Source organism: Pseudomonas siliginis, assembly GCF_019145195.1.
GTDB classification, from domain to species: domain Bacteria; phylum Pseudomonadota; class Gammaproteobacteria; order Pseudomonadales; family Pseudomonadaceae; genus Aquipseudomonas; species Aquipseudomonas siliginis.
The window spans coordinates 329,469-352,556 of the sequence record NZ_JAHSTW010000008.1 but is presented as its reverse complement, the minus strand read 5'-3'; the positions used below and the strand labels follow the sequence as shown (position 1 = coordinate 352,556).

At 60.9% G+C, this 23,088-nt stretch carries 23 protein-coding genes; 11 read left to right on the top strand and 12 right to left on the bottom strand.

What is annotated here, in order from left to right:
- Positions 1–226: 226 nt before the first annotated feature.
- Positions 227–3,121: a ribonucleoside-diphosphate reductase subunit alpha gene (locus KVG87_RS18020; RefSeq protein ID WP_024013986.1), complete on the bottom strand. Its 2,895-nt coding sequence runs from the start codon at positions 3,119–3,121 to the stop codon at positions 227–229.
- Between the two features lie 859 nt (positions 3,122–3,980).
- On the opposite strand from KVG87_RS18020, the gene KVG87_RS18015 reads away from it, so the two are divergent.
- Positions 3,981–4,703 carry a response regulator gene (locus KVG87_RS18015; protein ID WP_056788095.1) on the top strand — a complete coding sequence of 241 codons (723 nt, stop codon included), beginning with the start codon at positions 3,981–3,983 and terminating at the stop codon, positions 4,701–4,703.
- Entirely contained in the window at positions 4,700–6,310 is a 1,611-nt protein-coding gene (locus KVG87_RS18010) for an ATP-binding protein (protein WP_041479566.1), read from the top strand. The genes KVG87_RS18015 and KVG87_RS18010 overlap by 4 nt, the downstream gene beginning before the upstream one ends.
- Before the next feature lie 107 nt (positions 6,311–6,417).
- Here KVG87_RS18010 and KVG87_RS18005 read toward each other — a convergent pair whose 3' ends face one another.
- Both KVG87_RS18005 and KVG87_RS18000 read right to left on the bottom strand, forming a co-directional pair.
- On the bottom strand, positions 6,418–7,143 hold the full coding sequence (locus tag KVG87_RS18005; RefSeq protein WP_217851856.1) for a 4'-phosphopantetheinyl transferase family protein: 726 nt from the start codon (positions 7,141–7,143) through the stop codon (positions 6,418–6,420).
- Positions 7,144–7,295: 152 nt separating this feature from the next.
- Complete coding sequence (locus tag KVG87_RS18000; RefSeq protein WP_217851854.1) at positions 7,296–8,087, bottom strand: dienelactone hydrolase family protein; 792 nt, start codon at positions 8,085–8,087, stop codon at positions 7,296–7,298.
- A 143-nt stretch (positions 8,088–8,230) separates the two neighbouring features.
- Between KVG87_RS18000 and KVG87_RS17995 the strand changes: the two genes are divergently transcribed.
- The 3 genes from KVG87_RS17995 to KVG87_RS17985 all read left to right on the top strand — a co-directional run bounded on the left by KVG87_RS17995 (position 8,231) and on the right by KVG87_RS17985 (position 11,003).
- Positions 8,231–8,836, top strand: a complete 606-nt coding sequence (locus tag KVG87_RS17995; protein ID WP_217851852.1) for a porin family protein — start codon at positions 8,231–8,233, stop codon at positions 8,834–8,836.
- A gap of 146 nt (positions 8,837–8,982) precedes the next feature.
- Entirely contained in the window at positions 8,983–9,660 is a 678-nt protein-coding gene (locus KVG87_RS17990; protein WP_016773623.1) for a response regulator transcription factor, read from the top strand.
- Positions 9,657–11,003, top strand: coding sequence for an ATP-binding protein (locus tag KVG87_RS17985; protein WP_073472181.1), 1,347 nt, complete (start codon positions 9,657–9,659; stop codon positions 11,001–11,003). The genes KVG87_RS17990 and KVG87_RS17985 overlap by 4 nt, the downstream gene beginning before the upstream one ends.
- 95 nt (positions 11,004–11,098) lie before the next feature.
- Here the strand turns inward: KVG87_RS17985 and KVG87_RS17980 are convergent, their stop codons facing one another.
- A complete protein-coding gene (locus KVG87_RS17980) occupies positions 11,099–12,097 on the bottom strand; it encodes an AraC family transcriptional regulator (RefSeq protein WP_217851850.1) in 999 nt (332 codons plus the stop codon).
- 347 nt (positions 12,098–12,444) lie between these two features.
- Here KVG87_RS17980 and KVG87_RS17975 point away from each other — a divergent pair, with 347 nt between their 5' ends.
- Complete coding sequence (locus KVG87_RS17975) at positions 12,445–13,779, top strand: dicarboxylate/amino acid:cation symporter (protein ID WP_122611653.1); 1,335 nt, start codon at positions 12,445–12,447, stop codon at positions 13,777–13,779.
- 145 nt (positions 13,780–13,924) lie between these two features.
- Positions 13,925–15,106, top strand: coding sequence for a CaiB/BaiF CoA transferase family protein (locus KVG87_RS17970; protein WP_217851848.1), 1,182 nt, complete (start codon positions 13,925–13,927; stop codon positions 15,104–15,106).
- Between the two features lie 109 nt (positions 15,107–15,215).
- Here the strand turns inward: KVG87_RS17970 and KVG87_RS17965 are convergent, their stop codons facing one another.
- A complete protein-coding gene (locus KVG87_RS17965) occupies positions 15,216–15,710 on the bottom strand; it encodes a SprT family zinc-dependent metalloprotease (protein ID WP_024013976.1) in 495 nt (164 codons plus the stop codon).
- Positions 15,711–15,858: 148 nt separating this feature from the next.
- Complete coding sequence (locus KVG87_RS17960; RefSeq protein WP_016773629.1) at positions 15,859–16,461, bottom strand: Yip1 family protein; 603 nt, start codon at positions 16,459–16,461, stop codon at positions 15,859–15,861.
- 425 nt (positions 16,462–16,886) lie between these two features.
- Here KVG87_RS17960 and ttcA point away from each other — a divergent pair, with 425 nt between their 5' ends.
- Positions 16,887–17,711, top strand: coding sequence for a tRNA 2-thiocytidine(32) synthetase TtcA (ttcA, locus tag KVG87_RS17955; protein WP_024013975.1), 825 nt, complete (start codon positions 16,887–16,889; stop codon positions 17,709–17,711).
- 81 nt (positions 17,712–17,792) lie between these two features.
- A complete protein-coding gene (locus tag KVG87_RS17950) occupies positions 17,793–18,467 on the top strand; it encodes a DNA-3-methyladenine glycosylase I (protein WP_016773632.1) in 675 nt (224 codons plus the stop codon).
- Positions 18,468–18,556: 89 nt separating this feature from the next.
- Here the strand turns inward: KVG87_RS17950 and KVG87_RS17945 are convergent, their stop codons facing one another.
- Genes KVG87_RS17945 through arsC form a run of 3 tightly spaced genes read right to left on the bottom strand, consistent with a single transcriptional unit; the run spans position 18,557 to position 19,928 of the window.
- The gene (locus tag KVG87_RS17945; RefSeq protein WP_016773633.1) at positions 18,557–18,982 is read right to left on the bottom strand and encodes a DUF2069 domain-containing protein; all 426 of its coding nucleotides are present in this window, start codon (positions 18,980–18,982) and stop codon (positions 18,557–18,559) included.
- Positions 18,982–19,578, bottom strand: a complete 597-nt coding sequence (wrbA, locus tag KVG87_RS17940) for an NAD(P)H:quinone oxidoreductase (protein ID WP_122611650.1) — start codon at positions 19,576–19,578, stop codon at positions 18,982–18,984. The genes KVG87_RS17945 and wrbA overlap by 1 nt, the downstream gene beginning before the upstream one ends.
- The gene (arsC, locus tag KVG87_RS17935; protein ID WP_217851847.1) at positions 19,575–19,928 is read right to left on the bottom strand and encodes an arsenate reductase (glutaredoxin); all 354 of its coding nucleotides are present in this window, start codon (positions 19,926–19,928) and stop codon (positions 19,575–19,577) included. The genes wrbA and arsC overlap by 4 nt, the downstream gene beginning before the upstream one ends.
- Positions 19,929–20,041: 113 nt before the next feature.
- Here arsC and KVG87_RS17930 point away from each other — a divergent pair, with 113 nt between their 5' ends.
- Positions 20,042–20,506, top strand: a complete 465-nt coding sequence (locus KVG87_RS17930) for a TlpA disulfide reductase family protein (protein WP_073472190.1) — start codon at positions 20,042–20,044, stop codon at positions 20,504–20,506.
- A 133-nt stretch (positions 20,507–20,639) separates the two neighbouring features.
- Here KVG87_RS17930 and KVG87_RS17925 read toward each other — a convergent pair whose 3' ends face one another.
- A complete protein-coding gene (locus tag KVG87_RS17925; protein ID WP_217851866.1) occupies positions 20,640–21,044 on the bottom strand; it encodes an META domain-containing protein in 405 nt (134 codons plus the stop codon).
- Positions 21,044–21,478: a hypothetical protein gene (locus KVG87_RS17920; RefSeq protein ID WP_039757838.1), complete on the bottom strand. Its 435-nt coding sequence runs from the start codon at positions 21,476–21,478 to the stop codon at positions 21,044–21,046. Before KVG87_RS17920 ends, KVG87_RS17925 begins: the two co-directional genes overlap by 1 nt.
- A 134-nt stretch (positions 21,479–21,612) precedes the next feature.
- Here KVG87_RS17920 and KVG87_RS17915 point away from each other — a divergent pair, with 134 nt between their 5' ends.
- Positions 21,613–22,071 (top strand): hypothetical protein, encoded by a 459-nt coding sequence (locus KVG87_RS17915; RefSeq protein ID WP_217851845.1) that lies wholly within the window; start codon positions 21,613–21,615, stop codon positions 22,069–22,071.
- Between the two features lie 6 nt (positions 22,072–22,077).
- Here the strand turns inward: KVG87_RS17915 and KVG87_RS17910 are convergent, their stop codons facing one another.
- The gene (locus tag KVG87_RS17910; RefSeq protein WP_150637580.1) at positions 22,078–23,067 is read right to left on the bottom strand and encodes a 2-hydroxyacid dehydrogenase; all 990 of its coding nucleotides are present in this window, start codon (positions 23,065–23,067) and stop codon (positions 22,078–22,080) included.
- Positions 23,068–23,088 lie beyond the last annotated feature (21 nt).

Sequence of the window (23,088 nt, the reverse complement as noted above, 5' to 3'; positions counted from 1 at the left end):
TTGGGTTACCTTTTTGGCGTCTGAAAAAGGTGACTCGCTGTAAGAGCGAAACCGCCAGCCGCAGCACCGAGAAAACGGATATTCACCCAAAACCCCAAGAGCCTGGTCGGTCCAGAGGCCGCCAAGGCCGCCGAAAAACAAAACCCCCAACAAACCTGAAGTCTGTCGGGGGTTTTCTTTTGTCTCGAGATCCCAGGCGTCTCGCAACGCCTGATCTCAGCTCAGCTTATTGGCAAGCTTCGCAATCCGGCTCGTCGATCGCGCAGGCCTTTGGTACTGGCGCCGGACCTGCCGGAGCGGCCAGAACCGAATCGTCGCCGTGGTTGCCGCCGCTGGAAACAGCGTTCAGCTTACCGGTGTTGATGGTCGACTTCTCGGTGCTGGTCGCGGCCAGGGCACGGAGGTAGTAGGTGGTTTTCAGACCACGGTACCAGGCCATGCGGTAGGTCACGTCAAGCTTCTTGCCCGATGCGCCAGCGATGTACAGGTTCAGCGACTGGGCCTGGTCGATCCACTTCTGACGACGGCTGGCGGCGTCAACGATCCACTTGGTGTCCACTTCGAACGCGGTCGCGTAGAGCTCTTTGAGTTCTTGCGGGATGCGCTCGATCTGCTGCACCGAACCGTCGTAGTACTTCAGGTCGTTGATCATGACCGAGTCCCACAGACCGCGAGCCTTCAGGTCGCGAACCAGGTACGGGTTGATCACGGTGAATTCGCCCGACAGGTTCGATTTCACGTACAGGTTCTGGTAGGTCGGTTCGATCGACTGCGAGACGCCAGTGATGTTGGCGATGGTTGCGGTCGGTGCGATGGCCATGATGTTCGAGTTACGGATGCCTTTCTGTACACGGGCGCGAACCGGTGCCCAGTCGAGGGTTTCCTTCAGGTCGACGTCGATGTACTTCTCGCCACGCTGTTCGATCAGGATCTGTTGCGAATCCAGCGGCAGGATGCCCTTGGACCACAGCGAACCGTTGAACGTCTCGTAGGCGCCGCGCTCGTCGGCCAGGTCGCAGGAAGCCTGGATCGCGTAGTAGCTGACCGCTTCCATCGACTTGTCGGCGAACTCGACGGCAGCGTCGGAGCCGTAGGCGATGTGCTGCAGGTACAGAGCGTCCTGGAAGCCCATGATGCCCAGACCTACCGGACGGTGGCGGAAGTTGGAGTTCTTCGCTTGCGGCACCGAGTAGTAGTTGATGTCGATCACGTTATCGAGCATGCGCACGGCGGTGTTCACGGTGCGTTGCAGCTTGGCGGTATCGAGCTTGCCGTCGACGATGTGGTTCGGCAGGTTGATCGAGCCCAGGTTGCAAACGGCGATTTCGTCCTTGTTGGTGTTCAAGGTGATCTCGGTGCACAGGTTCGAGCTGTGGACCACGCCGACGTGCTGCTGCGGGCTGCGCAGGTTGCACGGGTCTTTGAAAGTCAGCCATGGGTGGCCGGTTTCGAACAGCATGGACAGCATCTTGCGCCACAGGTCTTTGGCCTGGATGGTCTTGAACAGCTTGACCTTGCCCGGGTACTCGGTCAGCGCTTCGTAGTACTCGTAGCGCTCTTCGAAGGCCTTACCGGTCAGGTCGTGCAGGTCCGGTACTTCGGATGGCGAGAACAGGGTCCACTTGCCGTCATCGAAGACACGCTTCATGAACAGGTCAGGGATCCAGTTGGCGGTGTTCATGTCGTGGGTACGACGACGATCGTCACCGGTGTTCTTGCGCAGCTCGATGAACTCTTCGATGTCCATGTGCCAGGTTTCCAGGTAGGCACACACAGCGCCTTTGCGCTTGCCACCCTGGTTCACGGCCACAGCGGTGTCGTTCACCACTTTGAGGAACGGCACCACGCCTTGCGACTTGCCGTTGGTGCCCTTGATGTAAGAACCCAGCGCACGAACAGGCGTCCAGTCGTTGCCCAGGCCGCCAGCAAATTTCGACAGCATGGCGTTGTCGTGGATCGCGTGATAGATGCCCGACAGGTCATCCGGCACGGTGGTCAGGTAGCAGCTCGACAGCTGTGGACGCAGGGTACCCGCGTTGAACAGGGTCGGGGTCGAAGCCATGTAGTCGAACGAGGACAGCAGGTTGTAGAACTCGATCGCACGGTCTTCTTTCTGCTTCTCTTCGATCGCCAGGCCCATGGCCACGCGCATGAAGAAGATCTGCGGCAGTTCGAAACGCACGCCATCCTTGTGGATGAAGTAACGGTCGTACAGGGTCTGCAGGCCCAGGTAGGTGAATTGCTGATCGCGCTCGTGGTTGATCGCCTTGCCCAGTTTTTCCAGGTCGAAGGTGGCCAGCACAGGGTTCAGCAGTTCGAACTCGATACCTTTGGCGATGTAGGCTGGCAGGGCCTTGGCGTACAGGTCGGCCATTTCGTGATGGGTGGCGCTTTCGGCGACTTCGAGGAAGTTCAGGCCTTCGGCACGCAGGGTGTCCATCAGCAGGCGGGCGGTAACGAACGAGTAGTTCGGCTCGCGCTCGACCAGGGTACGGGCGGTCATCACCAGGGCGGTGTTGACGTCGGTCAGGGCCACGCCGTCGTACAGGTTTTTCAGGGTTTCGCGCTGGATCAGGTCGCCGTCGACTTCTTCCAGACCTTCGCACGCTTCGGTGACGATGGTGTTCAGGCGGCCCATGTCCAGCGGCGCGAGGCTGCCGTCGGCGCGGGTGATGCGGATCGACGGGTGCGCGTTGACTGCTGCTTCGGCAGGAGCGTGAGCTGCGCGCTCTTTCGAACGGCCGTCACGGTAGATCACGTAGTCGCGAGCGACTTTCTGCTCGCCGGCACGCATCAGGGCCAGTTCGACCTGGTCCTGGATTTCTTCGATGTGGATGGTGCCGCCCGATGGCATGCGACGCTTGAAGGTCGCGGTGACCTGTTCGGTCAGGCGCGCAACGGTGTCGTGGATTCGCGACGAGGCGGCAGCGGTGCCGCCTTCAACTGCGAGGAACGCTTTGGTGATAGCGACGGTGATCTTGTCATCGGTGTAAGGAACGACAGTGCCATTACGCTTGATCACGCGCAGCTGGCCAGGCGCGGTGGCTGCCAGATCCGAAGTCGAATCGGCGGCCTGCGGCAAGGTGCCCTGCGGGTTCTCGCGAGTTGTGTCGGTTTGCATGGGGGGTGGTCTCCACATTCTCTATGTTTGTTTGGCACCGTCATGGTGCTCACCGTTCTGTACCGAAGCACTGCAACCGACGGGCGTCGGCATTACAAACTTCGGAACAGTAGGAAAAAGGCTGCAACGCCGCATCCTTGCCGAAGTTTTGGTTACGAGCCGAAGCTCGCCACCGGATTCCTTCGCGGGTGGCAGTCATGACTGCAACACCCATACCGTTTTGTCCGTTTCGGACCAAATAAAACGGTGCCATCCGCCAGTGCGGTTTGGGCTTGAAAAAACTCGCTTGTTCTACCGGAAACTGGCCATAAAGCACTTGAGTTTCAGGTCTGAAATGTGGTTGGGCGTTTTAGGTGAAAACCCTATATGTAGGGTCTCTGTTTTCGCCGTGCTACAAGATAATGCGTTTTAGGGGGGGATTGCAACGTACTACCTGTGGATAAGCCTGTGCGTAATTTGTGTAAGAAACAGGGAAAACGCGTGTAGGCCGCGAACCTGCTGAGCCAGACCGTTTGTCACTGTTTTTTTGCCTGGAAAAACGCTTCAGCGGTTTTTTAAGGGCGCGAACCCTATCACAGAATTCGGCCTTGTCCGAACGCATTTACCGACTTGTTTTCCGGGTGGCCGGCGTTTATACAATCGCTGGGCGCATGGGCATTTTTATCCTCCTGAAACATGACAGATGATCGGGAGGTACACGCAGGATTGTGGGAGCGAGCCTGCTCGCGAATCGGTTGACCACTGAGCATTCAGGTTGGAGCAACAGACGCTTTCGCGAACAGGCTCGCTCCCACAGGTTTTGTCCGTGTCAGGCGATTGTCTTTCTTCTTTTAATAAAAACAGCAAGCAGAGGTCACCGGTGGAGCAACAAACCTGGCAGGTATTGATCGTCGAGGATGACCAGCGACTGGCCGAGCTCACCCGCGATTACCTGCAAGCCAATGGCCTGCGCGTGGAGATCGAAGGCAACGGTGCGCTGGCGGCGGCGCGGATCATCAAGGAGCAGCCGGATCTGGTGATCCTCGATCTGATGCTGCCCGGCGAGGATGGCCTGAGCATTTGCCGCAAGGTGCGCAGCCAGTACGACGGGCCGATCCTGATGCTCACCGCGCGCACCGATGACGCTGATCAGATCCACGGCCTCGACCTCGGTGCCGACGACTACGTATGCAAACCGGTGCGTCCGCGCTTGTTGCTGGCGCGCATCCAGGCGTTGCTGCGCCGCAGTGACACACCGGAGCCGGTCGCGGAAAAATCCCGGCGGTTGCAATTCGGTCCACTGGTGGTCGACAACGCATTGCGCGAAGCCTGGCTGAGCGACAACGGCATCGAGCTGACCAGCGCCGAGTTCGACCTGCTGTGGCTGCTGGTGTCCAATGCCGGGCGGATTCTTTCCCGGGAAGAAATCTTCACTGCCCTGCGCGGCATCGGCTACGACGGCCAGGACCGCTCGATCGACGTGCGCATCTCGCGCATCCGCCCGAAAATCGGCGACGACCCCGATCATCCGCGCCTGATCAAGACCATTCGCAGCAAAGGCTATCTGTTCGTCCCTGAGGCCTGCGCAGACCTGGCGCTGTGAATTCGATCTTCCTGCGCATCTACGGCGGCATGTGCGCCGCGCTGATTCTGGTGGCGGTGCTCGGCGTGCTGGCGCTGAACCTGCTCAATCAGGTGCGCAGCGAGCAATATCGCGAACGCCTGGCCCACGGCACCTTCTCGCTGATGGCCGACAACCTGCAACCGATGAACCAGACCGAACGCCATCGCGCGCTGCTGGTGTGGGAGCGGCTGCTCGGCATCCCGCTGACGCTGAAGAAATTCTCTGAAACCGACCTTGATCTGGCCCAGCGCACCCGTGTCCTGCGCGGGCAGGCGCTGGTCGAGCAGACCGGGCCACATGCGGCCAAGGTCTATCGGCTGATCAGCGAAAAAGAGCAGCTTGTACTGGTAGGAGAGGTGCAGCAGATCAGCGAGCAACTGGCCCGGGCGACCATTTATCTGCTGGCCGATGAGCTGGTGCGGGTACCGGTCGGCGAACAGCCCAAACGTCTGGCGCAGATAAAACAGGAAAAGGGCTTTGGCTTCGATCTGCGTCTGGTCACGGTAAATGACGCCGACATGGACGAAGACCAGAGCCGCCGCGTGGCCGAGGGCGACACGGTGATGGCGCTGGGCAAGGGCGGCGATTCGATCCGCGTCTTCGCTGGCATGGTCGGTACGCCGTGGGTGCTGGAAATCGGCCCGCTGTACCAGATGAATCCGTACCCGCCGGAATGGTTGGTGCTGATTGCTGCGCTCGGTCTGACGCTGATCGGTCTCATCGTTTATCTGTTGGTGCGTCAGCTTGAGCGGCGTTTGCGCGGTCTCGAAGCAGCGGCCACGCGCATCGCCAAGGGCAGCCTGGAAACCCGCGTGCCGGCGCGCGGTGCCGACTCGGTTGGACGGCTGGCGTCTGCGTTCAACGGCATGGCCGAGCACTTGCAACAATTGCTGGCGATCCAGCGTGAACTGGTGCGCGCGGTGTCCCATGAGTTGCGCACGCCGGTGGCGCGGCTGCGTTTCGGTCTGGAGATGATCGGTACGGCGACCACCCCGCAGGCACTGGAGAAATACCGCGAAGGCATGGATCACGACATCGAGGACCTCGACAAGCTGGTCGACGAAATGCTCACCTACGCACGACTGGAGCAAGGCTCGCCGGCGCTGACTTTCCAGCGCATCGATCTGGATGCGCTGGTCAATCAGGTGATCGCAGAATTGGCGCCGCTGCGCGCCGAGGTCACGGTGCAGCGCGGTTTGTGTCTTTCATCTGCCGACAATGACGGCGCCTGGGTCGAGGCCGAACCGCGTTATCTGCACCGAGCGCTGCAGAATCTGGTGGGCAACGCGATGCGCCATGCGCATTCGCAGGTGACGGTGAGTTATCAGGTCGGCCAGTTGCGCTGCCGGATCGACGTCGAGGACGACGGGCCGGGCGTGCCGGAAGTGGCTTGGGAGCGGATCTTCACGCCGTTTCTGCGCCTCGACGATAGCCGCACACGCGCCTCGGGCGGGCATGGTCTGGGACTGTCGATTGTGCGGCGGATCATTCACTGGCACGACGGCCGCGCGATCATTGGCAAGAGCAAGAGTCTGGGTGGGGCGTGTTTCAGTCTGAGTTGGCCGAGGAATCAGGAGCGCCGCTGAGATTCGGGATACCGCCTTCGCGAGCAGGCTCGCTCCCACATTTGAAATGCAATCCCCTGTGGGAGCGAGCCTGCTCGCGAAGGCCCCATAACAGACAATGCAAATCCTCAGGCTTGAATACTGACCAGGCTCAACAACTGCCCATCCTGCACTGCAAACTGCGCCTCCAGCTCCGATCCATTGCGCCATTCCCTCGACAGATCCGTCAACAGCCGCAGCCTGACCTGGCCCGCCGCAGTCCATTCCAGCACTTCGGCATGCTCGAAATAAAAGCGCTGCTGCACAATCGGGTAGAGCGCCTTGAACAAACTTTCTTTGACCGAAAACGTCAGGGTCACCCGCAGCGCCAGTTGCTCCTGAGAACCCGCCGCCATGCGCTGCATTTCCGCCGGCGTGAGAATTTCCCCGGCCAGGCGTTCGGCGCGCTCGTGGCTCAACAGGTTTTCCAGATCCATGCCCAAGCCTCGCCAGTGCTGTTTGTTGGCGACAATCGCCGCCGCGCGGCCAGTGCTGTGGGTGATCGAGCCGCAGATATGCGCCGGCCACACCGGGGCGCGATCGTCGCCGATCGGCGGGACGATATTCAGGCCTTCGAGTTGTTGCAGCGCGGCCCGGGCGCAAATGCGCCCGGCGAGAAATTCGGCCTGGCGTTTGGCTACCGAGCGCTGAATGCTCGGCGGCGCCAACACAGCGCTGCGCTGAAAATCATCGCCAAGCAGGCGTGCCGGGTCGAAGTGAGTACTGAGCAGCACGGTATCGGCCAATACCGTCGGCAACGGCCAGTGGCTGTCGAGCGCAGTGCAGCAGGCGGGCAGGGCGGGGGTGAAGTTCATGGCGGGCATTTTGCCGGTTAGTCGGGGCGAGGTCGAGATCGGCGGTGAAGCCTTCGCGAGCAGGCTCGCTCCCACAAGGGATCTTCTGGGCGACAGATATCCGGTGTGGGAGCGAGCCTGCTCGCGAAAGCCGCGCCTCGGTCGTTACTGACTCAACCGAAAATCTTCTTGAAGAACGCCTGCATATCCGCCCAGGATTTTTCATCCGCCGCCTTGTTGTAACCAATGTCCGGCCCGCCATGCTCGCCATGGCTCAAGCGATCGGCATCCGGATTGCTGAAACCATGCTTGGCGCCATCCAGACTGACGAACTTGTAGTCCGCCCCGGCCTTGTCCATCTCAGACTTGAACGCGGTGACGTGGTCCTGAGTGACCATGCTGTCCAGCGCCCCATGCTCGACGAGAATCTTCGCCTTCACACTGCCCGGAGTCGCCGGGGTCTTGGTCGCCAGCGCGCCATGGAAACTCACCACACCGGCCAGCGGCACACCCTGACGCGCCGCATTCAGCACCACGGCGCCACCGAAGCAATAGCCGACGGCGGCGATTTTGTTCGGGTCGGTCTGCTTTTGCTTCTTCAACAGATCGAGCCCGGCGGCGAACCGTTTACTGGCGGCATCGGCATCCTTTGTCGCTGCCTGCATGAAGGCCATGGCGTCTTTCGGGTGCTCGGTGTTTTTGCCGTCGCCGTACATATCGATGGCCAGCGCACTGTAGCCGAGTTCGGCGAAATCCCGCGCGCGGCGCTTGGCGTAATCGTTCAGCCCCCACCATTCGTGGACCACAACAACGCCGGGGCGTGGGCCTTTGATCGCGTCGTCATAGGCGTAGTAGCCGATCAGTTGGCTGCCGTCGGCGCTTTGATAAGGGATTTCTTCAGTCTTGATCGCAGCCTGGGTGAGGCTGCTGACCGCCAGCAAAGTGAGGGCGAGGAACAGGCGCATGGTCGGGTGTCCTTATTGAAAGTGGTCAGAACAGCCTAGTCGATCCGGTTCAGGTCAGGTTCAGAGACGGTTCAGGGGCCGTACAGGGGCGGCTCAGTAACCTTGCGCCATACCCAAACAGCACTGTGAAAGAGGAAATACCCATGACTCGTTTAAACAAATTGCTGCTGGCTTTTACCCTGTTAGGCTCCAGCATCGCGGCCAATGCCGACGACACCAGCAACTTCGCCGGCCTGACATTCGGCCAGACCAGCGACAAGATCGACAAGTCCCACGCGCTCAACAACAACCTCGGCAACCCCAACGTCACTGGGGCCATCGACGGCAACAACACCTACGGCATGCGCCTCGGTCAGCAAAACAGCCAGGGCCGCTACTACGCCACTTACGACAACGTTTCCGGCTCGCACAATGGCGTTAAACTGCGCCAGGAAAATCTGCTTGGCAGCTATGATCTGTTCTACCCGGTGGGCGGCAGCACCAAATTGTTCGGTGGCGCCACGGCCGGTCTGAGCAAGCTGACGCAGGATTCGCCAGGTTTCAGCCGTGACAGCGACATCGGTTACGCCATCGGTGGCCAGGTCGGTGTGTTGCAGCAAGTTTCGCAGAACACCTCGGTGGAACTCGGTTACCGTTACCTGCGCAGCAACGCCAGCACCGAAATGAAAGAGAGCGGCGGCAGCAAACAGGGCTCACTGGACTTGACCAGCAGCGCGCAGACCTACCTGTCGGCCAACTACTATTTCTAAGCGGTTGTCGCAGTTTGAAGTGTGGGAGCGAGCCTGCTCGCGAAAGGTGTATCAGCCGCCAATTGCCTGGCTGATCCACCGTATTCGCGAGCAGGCTCGCTCCCACAGGTAGTTGCCTGGAGAGTTCAAGTGATAGGGAGAAAGGCATGAAACTGTTGGTCGTCGAAGACGAGGCGCTGTTGCGTCATCACCTGCAAACCCGTCTGACGGAGAGCGGTCATGTGGTCGAGTCCGTGGCCAATGCCGAGGAGGCGCTGTACCAGACCGGTCAGTACAACTTCGATCTCGCGGTGATCGATCTCGGCCTGCCGGGCATGGGCGGGCTCGACCTGATCCGCCAGTTGCGCTCGGGCGGCAAGACCTTCCCGATCCTGATCCTCACCGCGCGCGGCAATTGGCAGGACAAGGTCGAAGGGCTCGCCGCCGGTGCCGACGATTACGTGGTCAAGCCGTTTCAGTTCGAAGAACTCGACGCACGCCTGAACGCATTGCTGCGCCGCTCCAGCGGATTCACCCAGTCGACCATCGTTGCCGGGCCTTTGCTGCTCGACCTCAATCGCAAACAGGCCAGTCTCGACGAGCAACCGTTGGCGCTGACCGCTTACGAATACCGCATCCTCGAATACCTCATGCGCCACCATCAGCAGGTAGTGCCCAAGGATCGCTTGATGGAGCAGCTCTATCCGGACGATGACGAGCGCGATCCGAATGTCATCGAAGTGCTGGTCGGCCGTCTGCGCCGCAAGCTCGAAGGCCCGGCCGGGTTCAAACCGATCGACACCGTGCGCGGCCTCGGCTACCTGTTCAATGAGCGCTGCACTTGATCCGTTCCCTTCGCGTTCGCTTGATGCTCGCCGCCACCACGTTGGCGGTGTTGTTCATGCTCGCTTTGTTGCCGGCGATGCAGGGCGCCTTCAGCCTTGCCTTGCAGGACTCGATCGAGCAACGTCTGGCCTCCGACGTCACCACATTGATCTCCGCCGCGCGGGTGGAAAACGGTCGGCTGGTGATGCCGTCGCAATTGCCCGACGAGCGCTTTAACCTCACCGATTTCCGCTTGCTCGGCTATATCTACGACCGCGACGGCAAACTGGTGTGGCGTTCGAAAGCCACTCAGGAAGAGCAGATCAACTACAAACCGCGCTACGACGGCCTCGGCAATGAGTTCGCGCGGATTCGTGAAGCCAGCGGTCAGGAGTTCTTCGTCTACGACGTCGAAGTCAAACTGCTCGGCGGCAAAAGCGCAGCGTTCAGCATCGTCGCTCTGCAACCGGTGCGTGAATACGAAACCACCCTCGAAGGCCTGCGCGAAAATCTCTATCTGGGCTTCGGCGCGGCATTGCTGGTCTTACTGGCACTGCTATGGATCGGCCTGACCTGGGGCCTCAAGGCCTTGCGCCGCTTGAGCCAGGAACTCGACGAAATCGAAGGCGGTACCCGCGAAAGCCTGACGGAAAAACACCCGCGTGAACTGCTGCGCCTGACCGGCTCGCTCAACCGCTTGCTGCTCAGCGAACGCCAGCAACGCAGCCGCTACCGCGACTCCCTCGACGACCTCGCCCACAGCCTGAAAACCCCGTTGGCGGTGCTGCAAGGCGTCAGCGAAGACATGGCCCAGCGCCCCGCAGACCGCGATCAGGCCTGGGTCCTGCAAAGTCAGATCGAACGCATGAGCCAGCAGATCAGCTACCAGCTGCAACGGGCCAGCCTGCGCAAAAGCGGTCTGGTGCGCCATCAGGTGCGCCTGCAACCGGTGCTCAAAAGCCTGTGCGATACGCTGGACAAGGTCTACCGCGACAAACATGTGCGCGTGACCTTTGATCTGCCCGAGCATTGCTACGTGCCGATCGAGCAGGGCGCCTTGCTGGAAATGCTCGGCAACCTGCTGGAAAACGCCTATCGCCTGTGCCTCGGCGAAGTGCGGGTCAGCGTGCGCGAGTCCTTGGCCGGGATCGAATTGTGCGTCGAGGATGATGGCCCGGGCGTGCCCCTCGATCAGCGTGCGCGGATTCTGGAACGCGGCGAACGCCTGGACGCCCAGCATCCCGGGCAGGGCATCGGGCTGGCAGTGGTCAAGGACATCATCGAAAGCTACAACGCGCGTTTGGCTTTGGGTGATTCACCGATGGGCGGGGCGGCGTTCAGGATTCATTTTCCGGCGGTGTGAAGGTTGGCAGTGCCAGCCTCTTCGCGAGCAGGCTCGATCCCACCTTGAAACGCATTCTCCTGTGGGAGCGAGCCTGCTCGCGAAGGCGTCTGACTTCACAACTCCTGTGCCCGATAAGCCCCCGGTGTCAGCCCCGTCCATTTCTTGAACGCCCGATGAAACGCCGAAGGCTCAGAGAACCCGAGCTGCTCGGCAATCTGTTGCAACGACAGCTCCGCCCGGCCCAGATGATAGATGGCGATATCCCGCCGCAGCTGATCCTTGAGCTCCTGAAAACTGCTGCCTTCCTCGCGCAAGTGCCGGCGCAAGGTTTGCGGGCTGATATGCAGATGCGCGGCGACGGCTTCCAGATCAGGCCAGTGCGCGGCATCGCGGCTGAGCAAGCGGCGCAGGCGGCTGCTCAGGCTGTCGCCGTCGTCCGGGCGTGAGAGCAGGTCGGCGGGGGAGCGTTCGAGAAAATGCTTGAGCGTGCGTTCGTCCTGCAACAGCGGCATGGCCAGGTAGCGACTGTGAAACAGCAGGCTGCTCTGCTCGGCATCAAAGGTCAGCGGGCAGGGGAACAGCAGGTCGTATTCGCTGCCGTGCTCGGGGCGCGGATAGCTGAAGGTTGCCTGCTCGAGGCGAATGCGCTGGCCGATCAGCCAACTGCCGAGGCGGTGCCAGATCACCAACAGACTCTCGCTGAGAAAATGATCCGGGTCCCACAACTGCGCGTCGTCCAGGCTCAAACGCACCCATTCGTCTTCGCGACGCAGAGTCAGGCGTGGGGCGTCGGGGAACAGGCTGTAAAACAACAAACCGCGTTGCAGAGCCTTCTCCAGGTTGCGGCAGTGAATCGAGGCGTGGCACATCATGGCGAAGCTGCCGGGTTTGCTCGGCGCATTGCCGAAACCCAGGTATTCGTCGTCCAGCGCCAGCCACAAGCCCTGAATCAGTCGGGTGAACTGCTCCGGGGCAATCCGCGCGCGGGGCTCGTCGAGCAACTCCGGGCTGATCCCCAGTTGCTGCAACAGCCCTGAATAATCCAGGCCGCGACGGCGGGCACCGCCAAGGGCGGCACGGGCGAAATGGCTGGCGATGGTGCGTTCGCGCATAAGCGGCAATCCTTGTTCAGTCAACGATCGTAACGGCGGGCCGGCAACGCAACAAGGCGGATTTCCGCCAAATTGCAGGACGCTGAACGCTGAGTTGGCGGAAATCCGCCATGCCTCAAGTCACTGATTGGTGACAGGAAAATCCCGCAGCCCCTGATATCAAAAGGCTTGCTGCCATTCGCACCAATCTGGCACGACGTTTGCGATACAAGCGACAGAAGCGTGCATTTCTCCGACCGGGAAGAATGCCGTTCCAACAACAAATCCCTCCAGTGCAGGAGGGTTCGCAATTAAGGTTCAGCGCTCGACAGATGGATGTTGCCGCTGGACGCTTGAGGAAACCTGCAATGACGACTCGTCAGCCACTGTACAAATCCCTGTATTTCCAGGTGATCGTTGCCATCGCCATCGGCATCCTGCTTGGTCACTTCTATCCGCAGACCGGTGTGGCCCTCAAGCCACTGGGTGACGGCTTCATCAAGCTGATCAAAATGGTCATCGCCCCGATCATCTTCTGTACTGTTGTCAGCGGCATCGCCGGCATGCAGAACATGAAGTCGGTGGGCAAGACCGGCGGCTACGCGCTGCTGTACTTCGAAATCGTTTCCACCATTGCCCTGCTGATCGGTCTGATCGTGGTCAACGTTGTGCAGCCGGGCGCCGGCATGCACATCGACGTCACCACCCTCGACGCCTCGAAAATCGCCACCTATGTGACGGCCAGTAAAGACCAGAGCATTGTCGGTTTCCTCCTCAATGTGATCCCGAACACCATCGTCGGCGCGTTCGCCACCGGTGACATCCTGCAAGTGCTGATGTTCTCGGTGATCTTCGGCTACGCCCTGCATCGCCTCGGCTCGTACGGTCGTCCGCTGCTGGACATGATCGATCGCTTCGCCCACGTGATGTTCAACATCATCAACATGATCATGAAACTGGCGCCATTGGGTGCGTTCGGTGCCATGGCGTTCACCATCGGTGCCTACGGTGTCGGCTCGCTGGTGCAACTGGGCCAGTTGATGATCTGCTTCTACATCACCTGCGTCCTGTTCGTCGTGCTGGTGCTGGGTGCGATTTGCCGGGCTCACGGTTTCAGCGTGTTCAAGCTGGTGCGCTACATTCGTGAAGAACTGTTGATCGTACTGGGTACGTCCTCGTCGGAATCGGCACTGCCACGCATGCTGATCAAGATGGAGCGTCTGGGTGCGCAGAAATCGGTAGTCGGTCTGGTGATCCCGACCGGTTACTCGTTCAACCTCGACGGTACTTCGATCTACCTGACCATGGCCGCCGTGTTCATCGCCCAGGCGACCGACACGCACATGGACATCACCCACCAGATCACCCTGTTGCTGGTGCTGCTGCTGTCCTCCAAAGGCGCGGCGGGTGTGACCGGTTCGGGCTTCATCGTCCTGGCCGCGACACTGTCGGCGGTAGGTCACCTGCCGGTTGCCGGTCTGGCGCTGATCCTCGGTATCGACCGTTTCATGTCCGAAGCCCGCGCACTGACCAACCTGGTCGGTAACGCTGTAGCGACCATCGTCGTCGCCAAGTGGGTTAAGGAACTGGACACCGATCAACTGCAGACCGAGCTGGCTTCCGGCGGTCGCGGTATCTCCGACGAGCGTGAAGAAGACGACCTGGGTGTGGCTGAAGGCCCAACCCCGAGCAATGTGAAGTAAGCATCGCTTGCACAGAAAAACCCGCTTCGGCGGGTTTTTTTGCCACTGGAATTTGAGCGCAACGGTCACACCTGCTGACATTTGCGGTGATTGCCGCAACGGCGATGGCTGCCTAGGCTGAGTACATCGCCCAAGGAGTTCGCTCATGTCTGCACCGCTGGCCTCACTGAAGATTCTCGATTTCTCCACCTTGCTGCCGGGGCCGTTCGCCTCGTTGCTGCTGGCGGACATGGGCGCCGAGGTGCTGCGCATCGAATCGCCGACGCGTATGGATCTGCTGCGGGTGCTGCCGCCGCATGATGGCGGGGTCTCGGCCAGCCACGCTTATCTGAACCGCAACAAGCGCAGTCTGGCGCTGGATCTGAAACAGCCCGAAGCGCTGCAGATCATCAAGCAACTGCTGGACGAGTACGACATCGTGCTCGAGCAGTTTCGCCCCGGGGTAATGGATCGTCTGGGCCTGGGTTATGAAGCGTTGAAAGCGATCAATCCAAAGCTGATTTATGTGTCGATCAGCGGTTACGGCCAGACCGGGCCGTACAAGGAGCGCGCCGGGCATGACATCAACTATCTGGCGCTGGCGGGACTCGCCAGTTACACCGGACGCGCCGACAGCGGGCCGTTGCCGCTGGGCATGCAGGTGGCGGACGTGGCGGGCGGCTCGCTGCACGGCGTGATCGGCTTGCTGGCAGCGGTGATTGCCCGCCAGCAAACCGGGCAGGGCACCCATCTGGATGTGAGCATGACCGACTGCGCGTTCAGCCTGAACGCCATGGCCGGCGCTGGCTATCTCGCCTGCGGCGCGGAACCGGGCCGCGAAGATCAGATGCTCAACGGCGGCAGTTTCTATGACTATTACCGCACCCGGGATGGGCGCTGGATGTCGGTGGGCAGTCTGGAGCCAGCGTTCATGCAGCAATTGTGCAAGGCGCTGGGCCGGCCGGAACTGGCCGCGCAAGGGTTGTCGCCCAGGCCTGAGCAACAACAGGCCTTGAAAGAGGCATTGCGCATCGAATTCGAACGGCATGATTTTGCAGAACTGTGTGAGTTGTTCGCCGGGATCGATGCCTGTGTCGAGCCGGTACTGAGTCTGGGCGAGGCGCTGCGCCATCCGCAGTTGCAGGCGCGGGATCTGGTAACGCAGGTGCCACGCGGCGATGGCACGACGCAGGCGCAGATGGCGTGTCCGTTGAAATTCTCTGAGGCATTGCCGGCGCCAAGGCATGTTGGCGCGGGGTTGGGGCAGCATACGGAGGAGGTGTTGGGGGAGTTGGGTTTGAGTGCTAAGCGGATCGCCGAGTTGCGTTCGGCCAGGGTGATTCTGTAGCGCTCATGCCGCCGCCTTCGCGAGCAGGCTCGCTCCCACATTGAAATGCATTCCCCTGTGGGAGCGAGCCTGCTCGCGAAGGGGCCTGTCAAAGCAACACAGGAACCAACTATTCCACCCGCATCTCACCACTGAACACCAGCGTACTGCGGCAGCGCCGGCACAGATACCGCCGCCCTTGCCGCACCAGACCGTGACGCTGGGCGGTAAACGGGAAATCACTGTCGGGGCACGGGCATTTGTAGATGTAGCGGGTCACGCTGCGCCGCTTGATTTCATAGGTGTGGCAGCGGTCCGGCGGCAGTTCGTAGACGCCGCGCATGATCAGTTGCCACTCCTCGCCATGGGGCTGGATGCGGTCGCCGAACAGTTGATGAGCGATCAGGTGGGCGACTTCGTGGGCCACGGTCTGCTTGAGGAAGTGTTCGGTGTTTTCCCGGTATAGCTGCGGGTTGAAGCGCAGCAGGTTCTCGTGCAGATGCGCGACACCGGCTTTCTGCCCGCGCAGCTTGAGACTGACGACGGGGCGTTTGAAGGAGCGTTTGAAAAAGGATTCAGCGAGTTGGTAACAATCTTCGACGCGGGTATTGAGTTGCTCGGGCATGCTTGATGGATCTCCAGAGACGCCGAGTATGCCGCAACCCCGGCGACTTGCGAATCGCCGACCTGCCGAATGGTCGTCGCCCCAACGAGAAGGCCGCCTTGCGGCGGCCTGTATTGGCAGATGTTGTTTTTCTCAGGGAGGAAACAGGTCAGTTGGTATAGACCGGCCCGACACCCAGGCCCCAGACAATCACGGTGAACGCCATGATCGCCACCAGCACCACCAGCCCAACCGCGAGCACCGAGCTGGAAAACAGAAAACCTTCATCCGAAGGGATGTTCATGAAGGTCGGCAAGCCGACATACAACAGATACACCGTGTAGCAGATGGCCGCCGTACCGACGATCATCCCCAGCCACATATGCGGATACAGCGCCGCCAGGCCGCCGACAAACAACGGTGTCGCCGTGTAAGTGGCAAACGCCACGCAACGGGCCAGGCTTGGATTGGCGTCATAGGTGCGCGCCATCCAGTGCACGAAAGCGCCCATCACCGCGACCCCGCCGAGCATCGCCAGGTAGGACATGATGGTCATCCACAAGGCGCTTTCAAACGTGAGCATTACCGGCGCGCGATTGCCGATCACCCAACCGACCTGGGTCGTGCCGATGAACGCCGATACAGCGGGGATCGCCGCCAGAATCAGCGTATGCGTCAGGTACATGTGGCTGATGCTTTCCTCTTGGTCGCCACGAATCTCCTTCCATTCCTGATCGGGGTGGGTAAACAGTCCCACTACGTGATGGATCATGCCATTCACTCCTCTTGTCATTGCCATCGCCCCCCAACGGAGCGCCTACGGGCCAAGATGGCCGAGCAAATACAGGTCTTCAGATGTGTGCGACCTTATGTCGCAGTATAGAAAGGACTCCAACGCACCGGTATGCCGGGCTTAGAGCAAATCGCGCTGTAAACGGGATGGATAATCGCCTCGGGGTCTTGCGGGGAAGGCATTTTTGGAGTTGAAACACTTTTGTGGCGAGGGGATTTATCCCCGTTCGGCTGCGCAGCAGTCGCCAGCCCATTCAGCGCGCAGTGTCAGGCAATACGAGTTCTCAGGTATTGGGGCTGCTTCGCAACCCAGCGGGGATAACTCCCCTCGCCACAGATGCTTCGCGCTACCGGGGTTTTTGCGTAAAATGCCGGCCTTTCGTCACACCTCACGGATTTCGCGTCATGGGCACTCTTACGGTCAACCAGAACAAACTGCAAAAGCGCCTGCGCCGCCTGGCCGGCGAAGCGGTCGCCGATTTCAACATGATCGAAGATGGCGACAAGGTCATGGTCTGCCTGTCCGGGGGCAAGGACAGCTACACCATGCTCGACGTGCTGATGCATCTGCAGAAGGTTGCACCGATCAAGTTCGACATCGTCGCGGTGAACATGGACCAGAAACAGCCGGGCTTTCCCGAGCACGTGCTGCCGGCCTACCTGAAAGAACTGGGCATCGAGTACCACATCGTCGAGAAGGACACTTACTCGGTGGTCAAGGAACTGGTGCCGGAAGGCAAGACCACCTGTTCGCTGTGCTCGCGCCTGCGTCGCGGCACCCTGTACACCTTCGCTGACGAAATCGGCGCGACGAAAATGGCCCTCGGTCATCACCGCGACGACATCGTCGAAACGTTCTTCCTCAACATGTTCTTCAACGGCACCCTGAAAGCGATGCCGCCGAAGCTGCGCGCCGACGATGGCCGCAACGTGGTGATTCGTCCGCTGGCTTACTGCAACGAAAAGGACATTCAGGCCTACTCGGACCTCAAGCAATTCCCGATCATCCCGTGCAACCTCTGCGGCTCGCAGGAAAACCTGCAGCGCCAGGTGGTCAAGGAAATGCTCCAGGACTGGGATCGCAAGACCCCGGGCCGCACCGAATCGATTTTCCGCAGCCTGCAAAACGTGGTGCCGTCGCAACTGGCCGACCGCAACCTGTTCGACTTCACCAGCCTGAAGATCGACGAGACCGCGGCTTCGCGTTTCGTCAATGTCGTCAATCTGTAAACACAACCTGTAGAAGCAGGCCCTGTGGTTGAGGGGACAGCTTCTGCATGTGTTATTCATTTCCAAACCTCAGGAGAGGGCATGCGCGATTACAAGTGGCTGCACGAATACTGTCTGAACCGTTTCGGTTCGGCGGCTGAACTGGAAGCCCATCTGCCCGTTCCCAAGACCCCCGCACAACTGCGCAAGATCCGCGACGACCGCTACCTCTCGACCATGGCCCTGCGGGTTTTTCGCGCCGGGCTCAAGCACAGCCTGGTCGACGCCAAGTGGCCGGCGTTCGAAGAGGTGTTCTTCAAGTTCGATCCGGAAAAAGTCGTGCTGATGAGCGCCGAACACCTTGAGCGCCTGATGCAGGACGCGCGGATCATCCGCCATCTGGGCAAGCTGAAAAGCGTGCCGCGCAATGCGCAGTTCATTCTCGATGTGGAAAAGGACAAGGGCAGCTTCGGCGCGTTGATCGCCGACTGGCCGGTGACCGATATCGTCGGCCTGTGGACCTACCTGAAAAAGCACGGCCACCAACTCGGCGGGCTGTCGGCGCCGCGCTTTTTGCGCATGGTCGGCAAGGACACGTTCGTGCCGAGCTACGACGTGGTCGCGGCGCTGAATGCGCAGAAGATCGTCGACAAAGTGCCGACCAGCCAGCGTGATCTGGCGACGGTGCAAAACGCGTTCAACCAATGGCACGAACAGAGCGGCGGACGGCCGATGAGCCAGATTTCGATGATGCTTGCCTATACCGTCAACCATTAAGACCGCGTCGCTGCATTCGCGAGCAGGCTCGCTCCCACATCTGGAATGCATTCCCCTGTGGGAGCGAGCCTGCTCGCGAAAGCGCTTGGTCAGGCGACGCTGATCTCGCCTTCACCCGCCAATTTGCGATTCAACTGATAGCGCCAGCGCACATACAACAGCGCCGAGCAGAACACCGCCAGGCTCGCGGCCATTTCCAGCAGGCCGAACAACTGCCGGTTGGGGTCGTACGCCGCCAGGGCGCCTTTGATGAAATACAGGTTCACCACAAAACACATCCACGAATGGCCACGGGCGCTGCCCATGATCATCGCCGGGGCGAGGACCAGCCACGGGATCAGCTCGACGAGCAGAATCACCCAAGGCCGCGCGCCATGCAGGTCGGCGAACAGCAGGTAATAAACAGCGAGCAAGCCGGCGAGGGCGAAAAAGCTCAGCAGGCTGAGCACGCGCATCGCCTTCACCCGTGGCTCAAGCCACTCTATCGAGGGCAGGACTTTCGGCTTCTTCGCCATCAGCCCACCAGCTTCTGTGCGGTTTTCGCCAAGCGTAGACCGAGTGCGCGACACAGCGCCACTTCATGCTGATCAAGACCGTTCTTGCCGTCGGCACCGGCGTGATGGCTGGCGCCATAAGGCGTGCCGCCACCTTCGGTTTCGAGCAGGGCCGATTCGCTGTAGGGCAGGCCGGTGATCAACATGCCGTGATGCAACAGCGGCAACATCATCGACAACAGCGTGGTTTCCTGACCGCCGTGCAGGCTGGCGGTGGAGGTGAACACACCGGCCGGTTTGCCGACCAGCGCGCCAGTCAGCCAGAGGTTGCTGGTGCCGTCGAGGAAGTACTTGAGCGGCGCGGCCATGTTGCCGAAACGCGTCGGACTGCCCAAGGCGAGGCCGGCGCAGTTCTTCAGATCATCGAGGCTGGCGTAGAGCGCGCCTTCAGCGGGAATGTCCGCCGCCACCGCTTCGCACTCGGTGGAAATCGCCGGCACCGTACGCAGACGCGCTTCCATTCCGGCCTGCTCGATACCACGGGCGATCTGCCGGGCCATCTCGTTGGTCGAACCGTTGCGGCTGTAATAGAGAACCAGAATGTACGGCGTGCTCATGGCAACAACTCCAGCACGTTTTCCGGTGGGCGACCGATGACGGCCTTGTCGCCGACTTCCAGAATCGGCCGTTCCATGAGTTTCGGGTGCGCACCAATGGCGTCGATCAGCTGCTGCTCGCTGAGGCTGGCGTCGGCCAGATTCAGGGTTTTGTATTCCTCTTCACCGCTGCGCAGCAGCTGTCGCGCGCTGATCCCGAGCTTGCCGAGCAGGGCCTTGATCTGCGCGGCGCTGAGCGGCGTTTCCAGGTAGCGCACGACAGTCGGATGCAAGCCGCGGGCTTCGAGCAGTTCCAGCGCGCCGCGGGATTTCGAGCAGCGCGGATTGTGATAAAGCGTCAGATCGGTCATGGCGGGTCGCTTCTGGCGTAAAGTGGCGGCTATTCTAACTGTGCGGCGCGCAATCCAGAACCGTCAGAGGCGATGGGTCGCAGGCGCTTTCGAATTTTCACAAGGAACACGACATGACACGGCGATTGGCAGCGGCATTGACGATAATCGGGGCGTTGATGCTGGGGGGCTGCGGTAATGATTACGGCATCGACCAGAACGGCCAGAAGGTAGCGTCCGAACGTCTGGACAAGCAGTGGGTGGTGCTCAATTACTGGGCCGAATGGTGTGGCCCGTGCCGCACGGAAATTCCCGAGTTGAATCATTTGGCTGATGAGCTCAAGAGCAAGAACGTCGGTGTGTTCGGGGTCAACTTCGACAATGTGCAGGGCGCGGAGCTGAAAGAGGCGAGCGAAAAACTCGGCATCAAGTTCACCGTGCTGGCGCAGGATCCGGCCGAGCTGTTCGACTTGCCGCGCAGTGAGGCGCTGCCGGTGACGTTCATCATTGATGACAAGGGCAAGGTGCGTGAGCAGTTGCTGGGTGAGCAGACGGCGGCGGGGGTAATGGCGAAGCTGGAGGCGTTGCGGAACAAGTAACCTGTGGCGAGGGGATTCATCCCCGTTGGGCTGCGTAGCAGCCCTGAATTTGCAGTTCGCCTGGAACTGCGCACGCGACCCAACGGGGATGAATCCCCTCGCCACAGGTAACCCCTGCGGGCACAGAAGGGGCTCAGCCCTCTTCCAGCCACCAGCGCAACGGTTTGCCTTGAGCCGGCCAGAAGCGTATCTGCTCGATGGGCGAAATGTCCCAGCGCTCGACTTTTTCCAGCGCCTGCAAGAACCGTTGTTCCTGCTCCATCAACGCCGGGGCGCAGAGCTTGCGGGTCTTGCCGATCTTGCCGAAAGTCAGCTTGTCGCCGTCCTGCGTGTACGGCGCGAACCAATGGTTGCAGCCGCCGTTGCCGTAGGCGCGGCCGTCATCGCCGAGGGTCACGGTCAGGTGGCTGTAATCCATCAATGGCCGCTCGCCGATCCATTCCAGAATGTAGCTGCGGTTGTGCTGCAGTTGCACCGGCTCTGCGGCGCAACCAGCCAGGCCGACACCGATCAGTGCGGTCAGGGCGAGGCGTTTCATCATGCAGGCTCCTGGCATTTCGGGCACAGGTGCTTGTCGCCGACGGCTTTCCAGCCGAGCTCGGCGATGCGCGCGGTGGCGGCAGGTTTCTCGGCGGTCTTGCCGAGTTTGGCATCCACGGCGAATTCGAAACTCAGCTCTTTCGCGCAGCTGTCGCAGTTGACCTGCCAGGTGTGAATGGCCAGTTCGCCGAACACCGGGCCTGTGGTCATCGCGGTCCATTGGCCTGGCGGATTGATCAGGTGGCGCACCGTGTCGACGGTCAGGCGCATGGACAAATCCTTGCTGCCTTTGAGCGTGACCAACAGGGCATCGCCGATACGGATCGAGCCACCGTTGCCGGTCACCTGATAGCGGCCTGGAACCAGGGCGCGGCATTCGGTGAGGGTGTGTTGCGGGTTCATGAGGGTGTAGCGGAAATCGTGTTCGACCATGGGTCCTCCAAATATGCGCGACATGCTAGCACGGGCTCGATTGCAGAATGATGCACGCGTGCGACCTTCGATCCGGTTCAAATGCAGCGACAGTCATGGCAAACTGCCGGCCCCCGAATCTGAAGGAACGGAACATGGCGCTGATCGAATGTTATGAATGCAAGCGGAGCATCAGTTCCGAAGCGCTGGTGTGCATTCACTGCGGCGCGCCGATGGCCGAGCACGCCGCCATGCAGGCGCAATCGACGGCGGCACCGGTGCAAGCCGCGACGATTTCCTTCGGCAGCCTGCCACGCAACAACGCAGTGCCCGAGGCGGTTGCGCCGCCAGTGTCCGAGCCTTTACCCAAAGTGATGCCGGCAGCAGCAGGGCGTCGCCGTCGTCAGCAGGCCGCAGAACAGGCCCGCGAGGAGCAGCAACCGCTCAACGCCGATGGCAGCCGCCCGGTGGAGGGCTGGCTGAAAATCATGGTGTTTCTGCTACCGGCGTTTTTCGTCTGGTTCCTGCTGCGCAACGGCCACTCCAGCAAGCAGCGCCTGCTCGGGTTCGGCTGGCTGGGCTTGCTGATCCTGGCGTCTTCGCTGTCCAAGTAAAACCGTTCAACCCTCGACCTGGTTCTGCGGCGCACCTGCCGCCCAGGTCGCGATGTTGTGCAGGGTGGTCGCGGCAATCGCGCCCAATGCTTCGCGGGTCAGAAACGCCTGATGCGCGGTGATGATCACGTTGGGAAACGTCAGCAGACGCGCCAGCACATCGTCCTGCAACGGCAGGTCGGAGCGATCCTCGAAAAACAGCTGCGCCTCTTCCTCGTAAACATCCAGCCCCAGATACCCGAGTTGACCGTCCTTGAGCGCGTCGATCAGCGCCGGCGTGTCCACCAGCCCGCCACGCCCGGTGTTGATCAGCATCGCCCCCGCCTGCATGTGCGCCAGTGAGTCGCGATTGATCAGGTGCTTGCTCTGCTCGTTGAGCGGGCAATGCAGGCTGATGATCCGCGACTGCGCGAGCAATTCCGGCAGGCTCAGATAACGTGCGCCCAAGGCCAGCACCTCGGGATTGGGATACGGATCGTAGGCCAGCAATTCACAGCCGAAGCCGTGCATGATTTTCGCGAACGTTGCACCAATCTGCCCGGTGCCGACGATGCCGACGGTTTTGCCGACCAGATCGAAACCAGTCAGGCCATGCAGGCTGAAATCGCCTTCGCGGGTGCGGTTGTAGGCACGGTGCAAGCGACGATTGAGGGCGAGGATCAGCGCCACCGCATGTTCGGCCACGGCGTGCGGCGAGTAGGCCGGGACACGCACGACGGCCAGGCCAAGGCGTTTCGCCGCTGGCAGGTCGACATGGTTGTAACCCGCCGAACGCAGGGCAATCAGCCGCGTGCCGCCAGCCGCGAGGCGTTCCAGCACCGGGGCGCTGAGGTCGTCATTGATGAACGCGCAGACCACCTCGTGCTGCTCGGCCAGCGCCGCCGTATCGAGGCTCAGTCGCGCCGCTTGAAAATGCAATTCAAGCCCGGCCGGGCAGTCGGCGCCGAGGAAGCTGTCGCGATCGTAGGTCTGACTGCTGAAAAAGATTGTGCGCATGAATCCTCCTGGAACATCGAC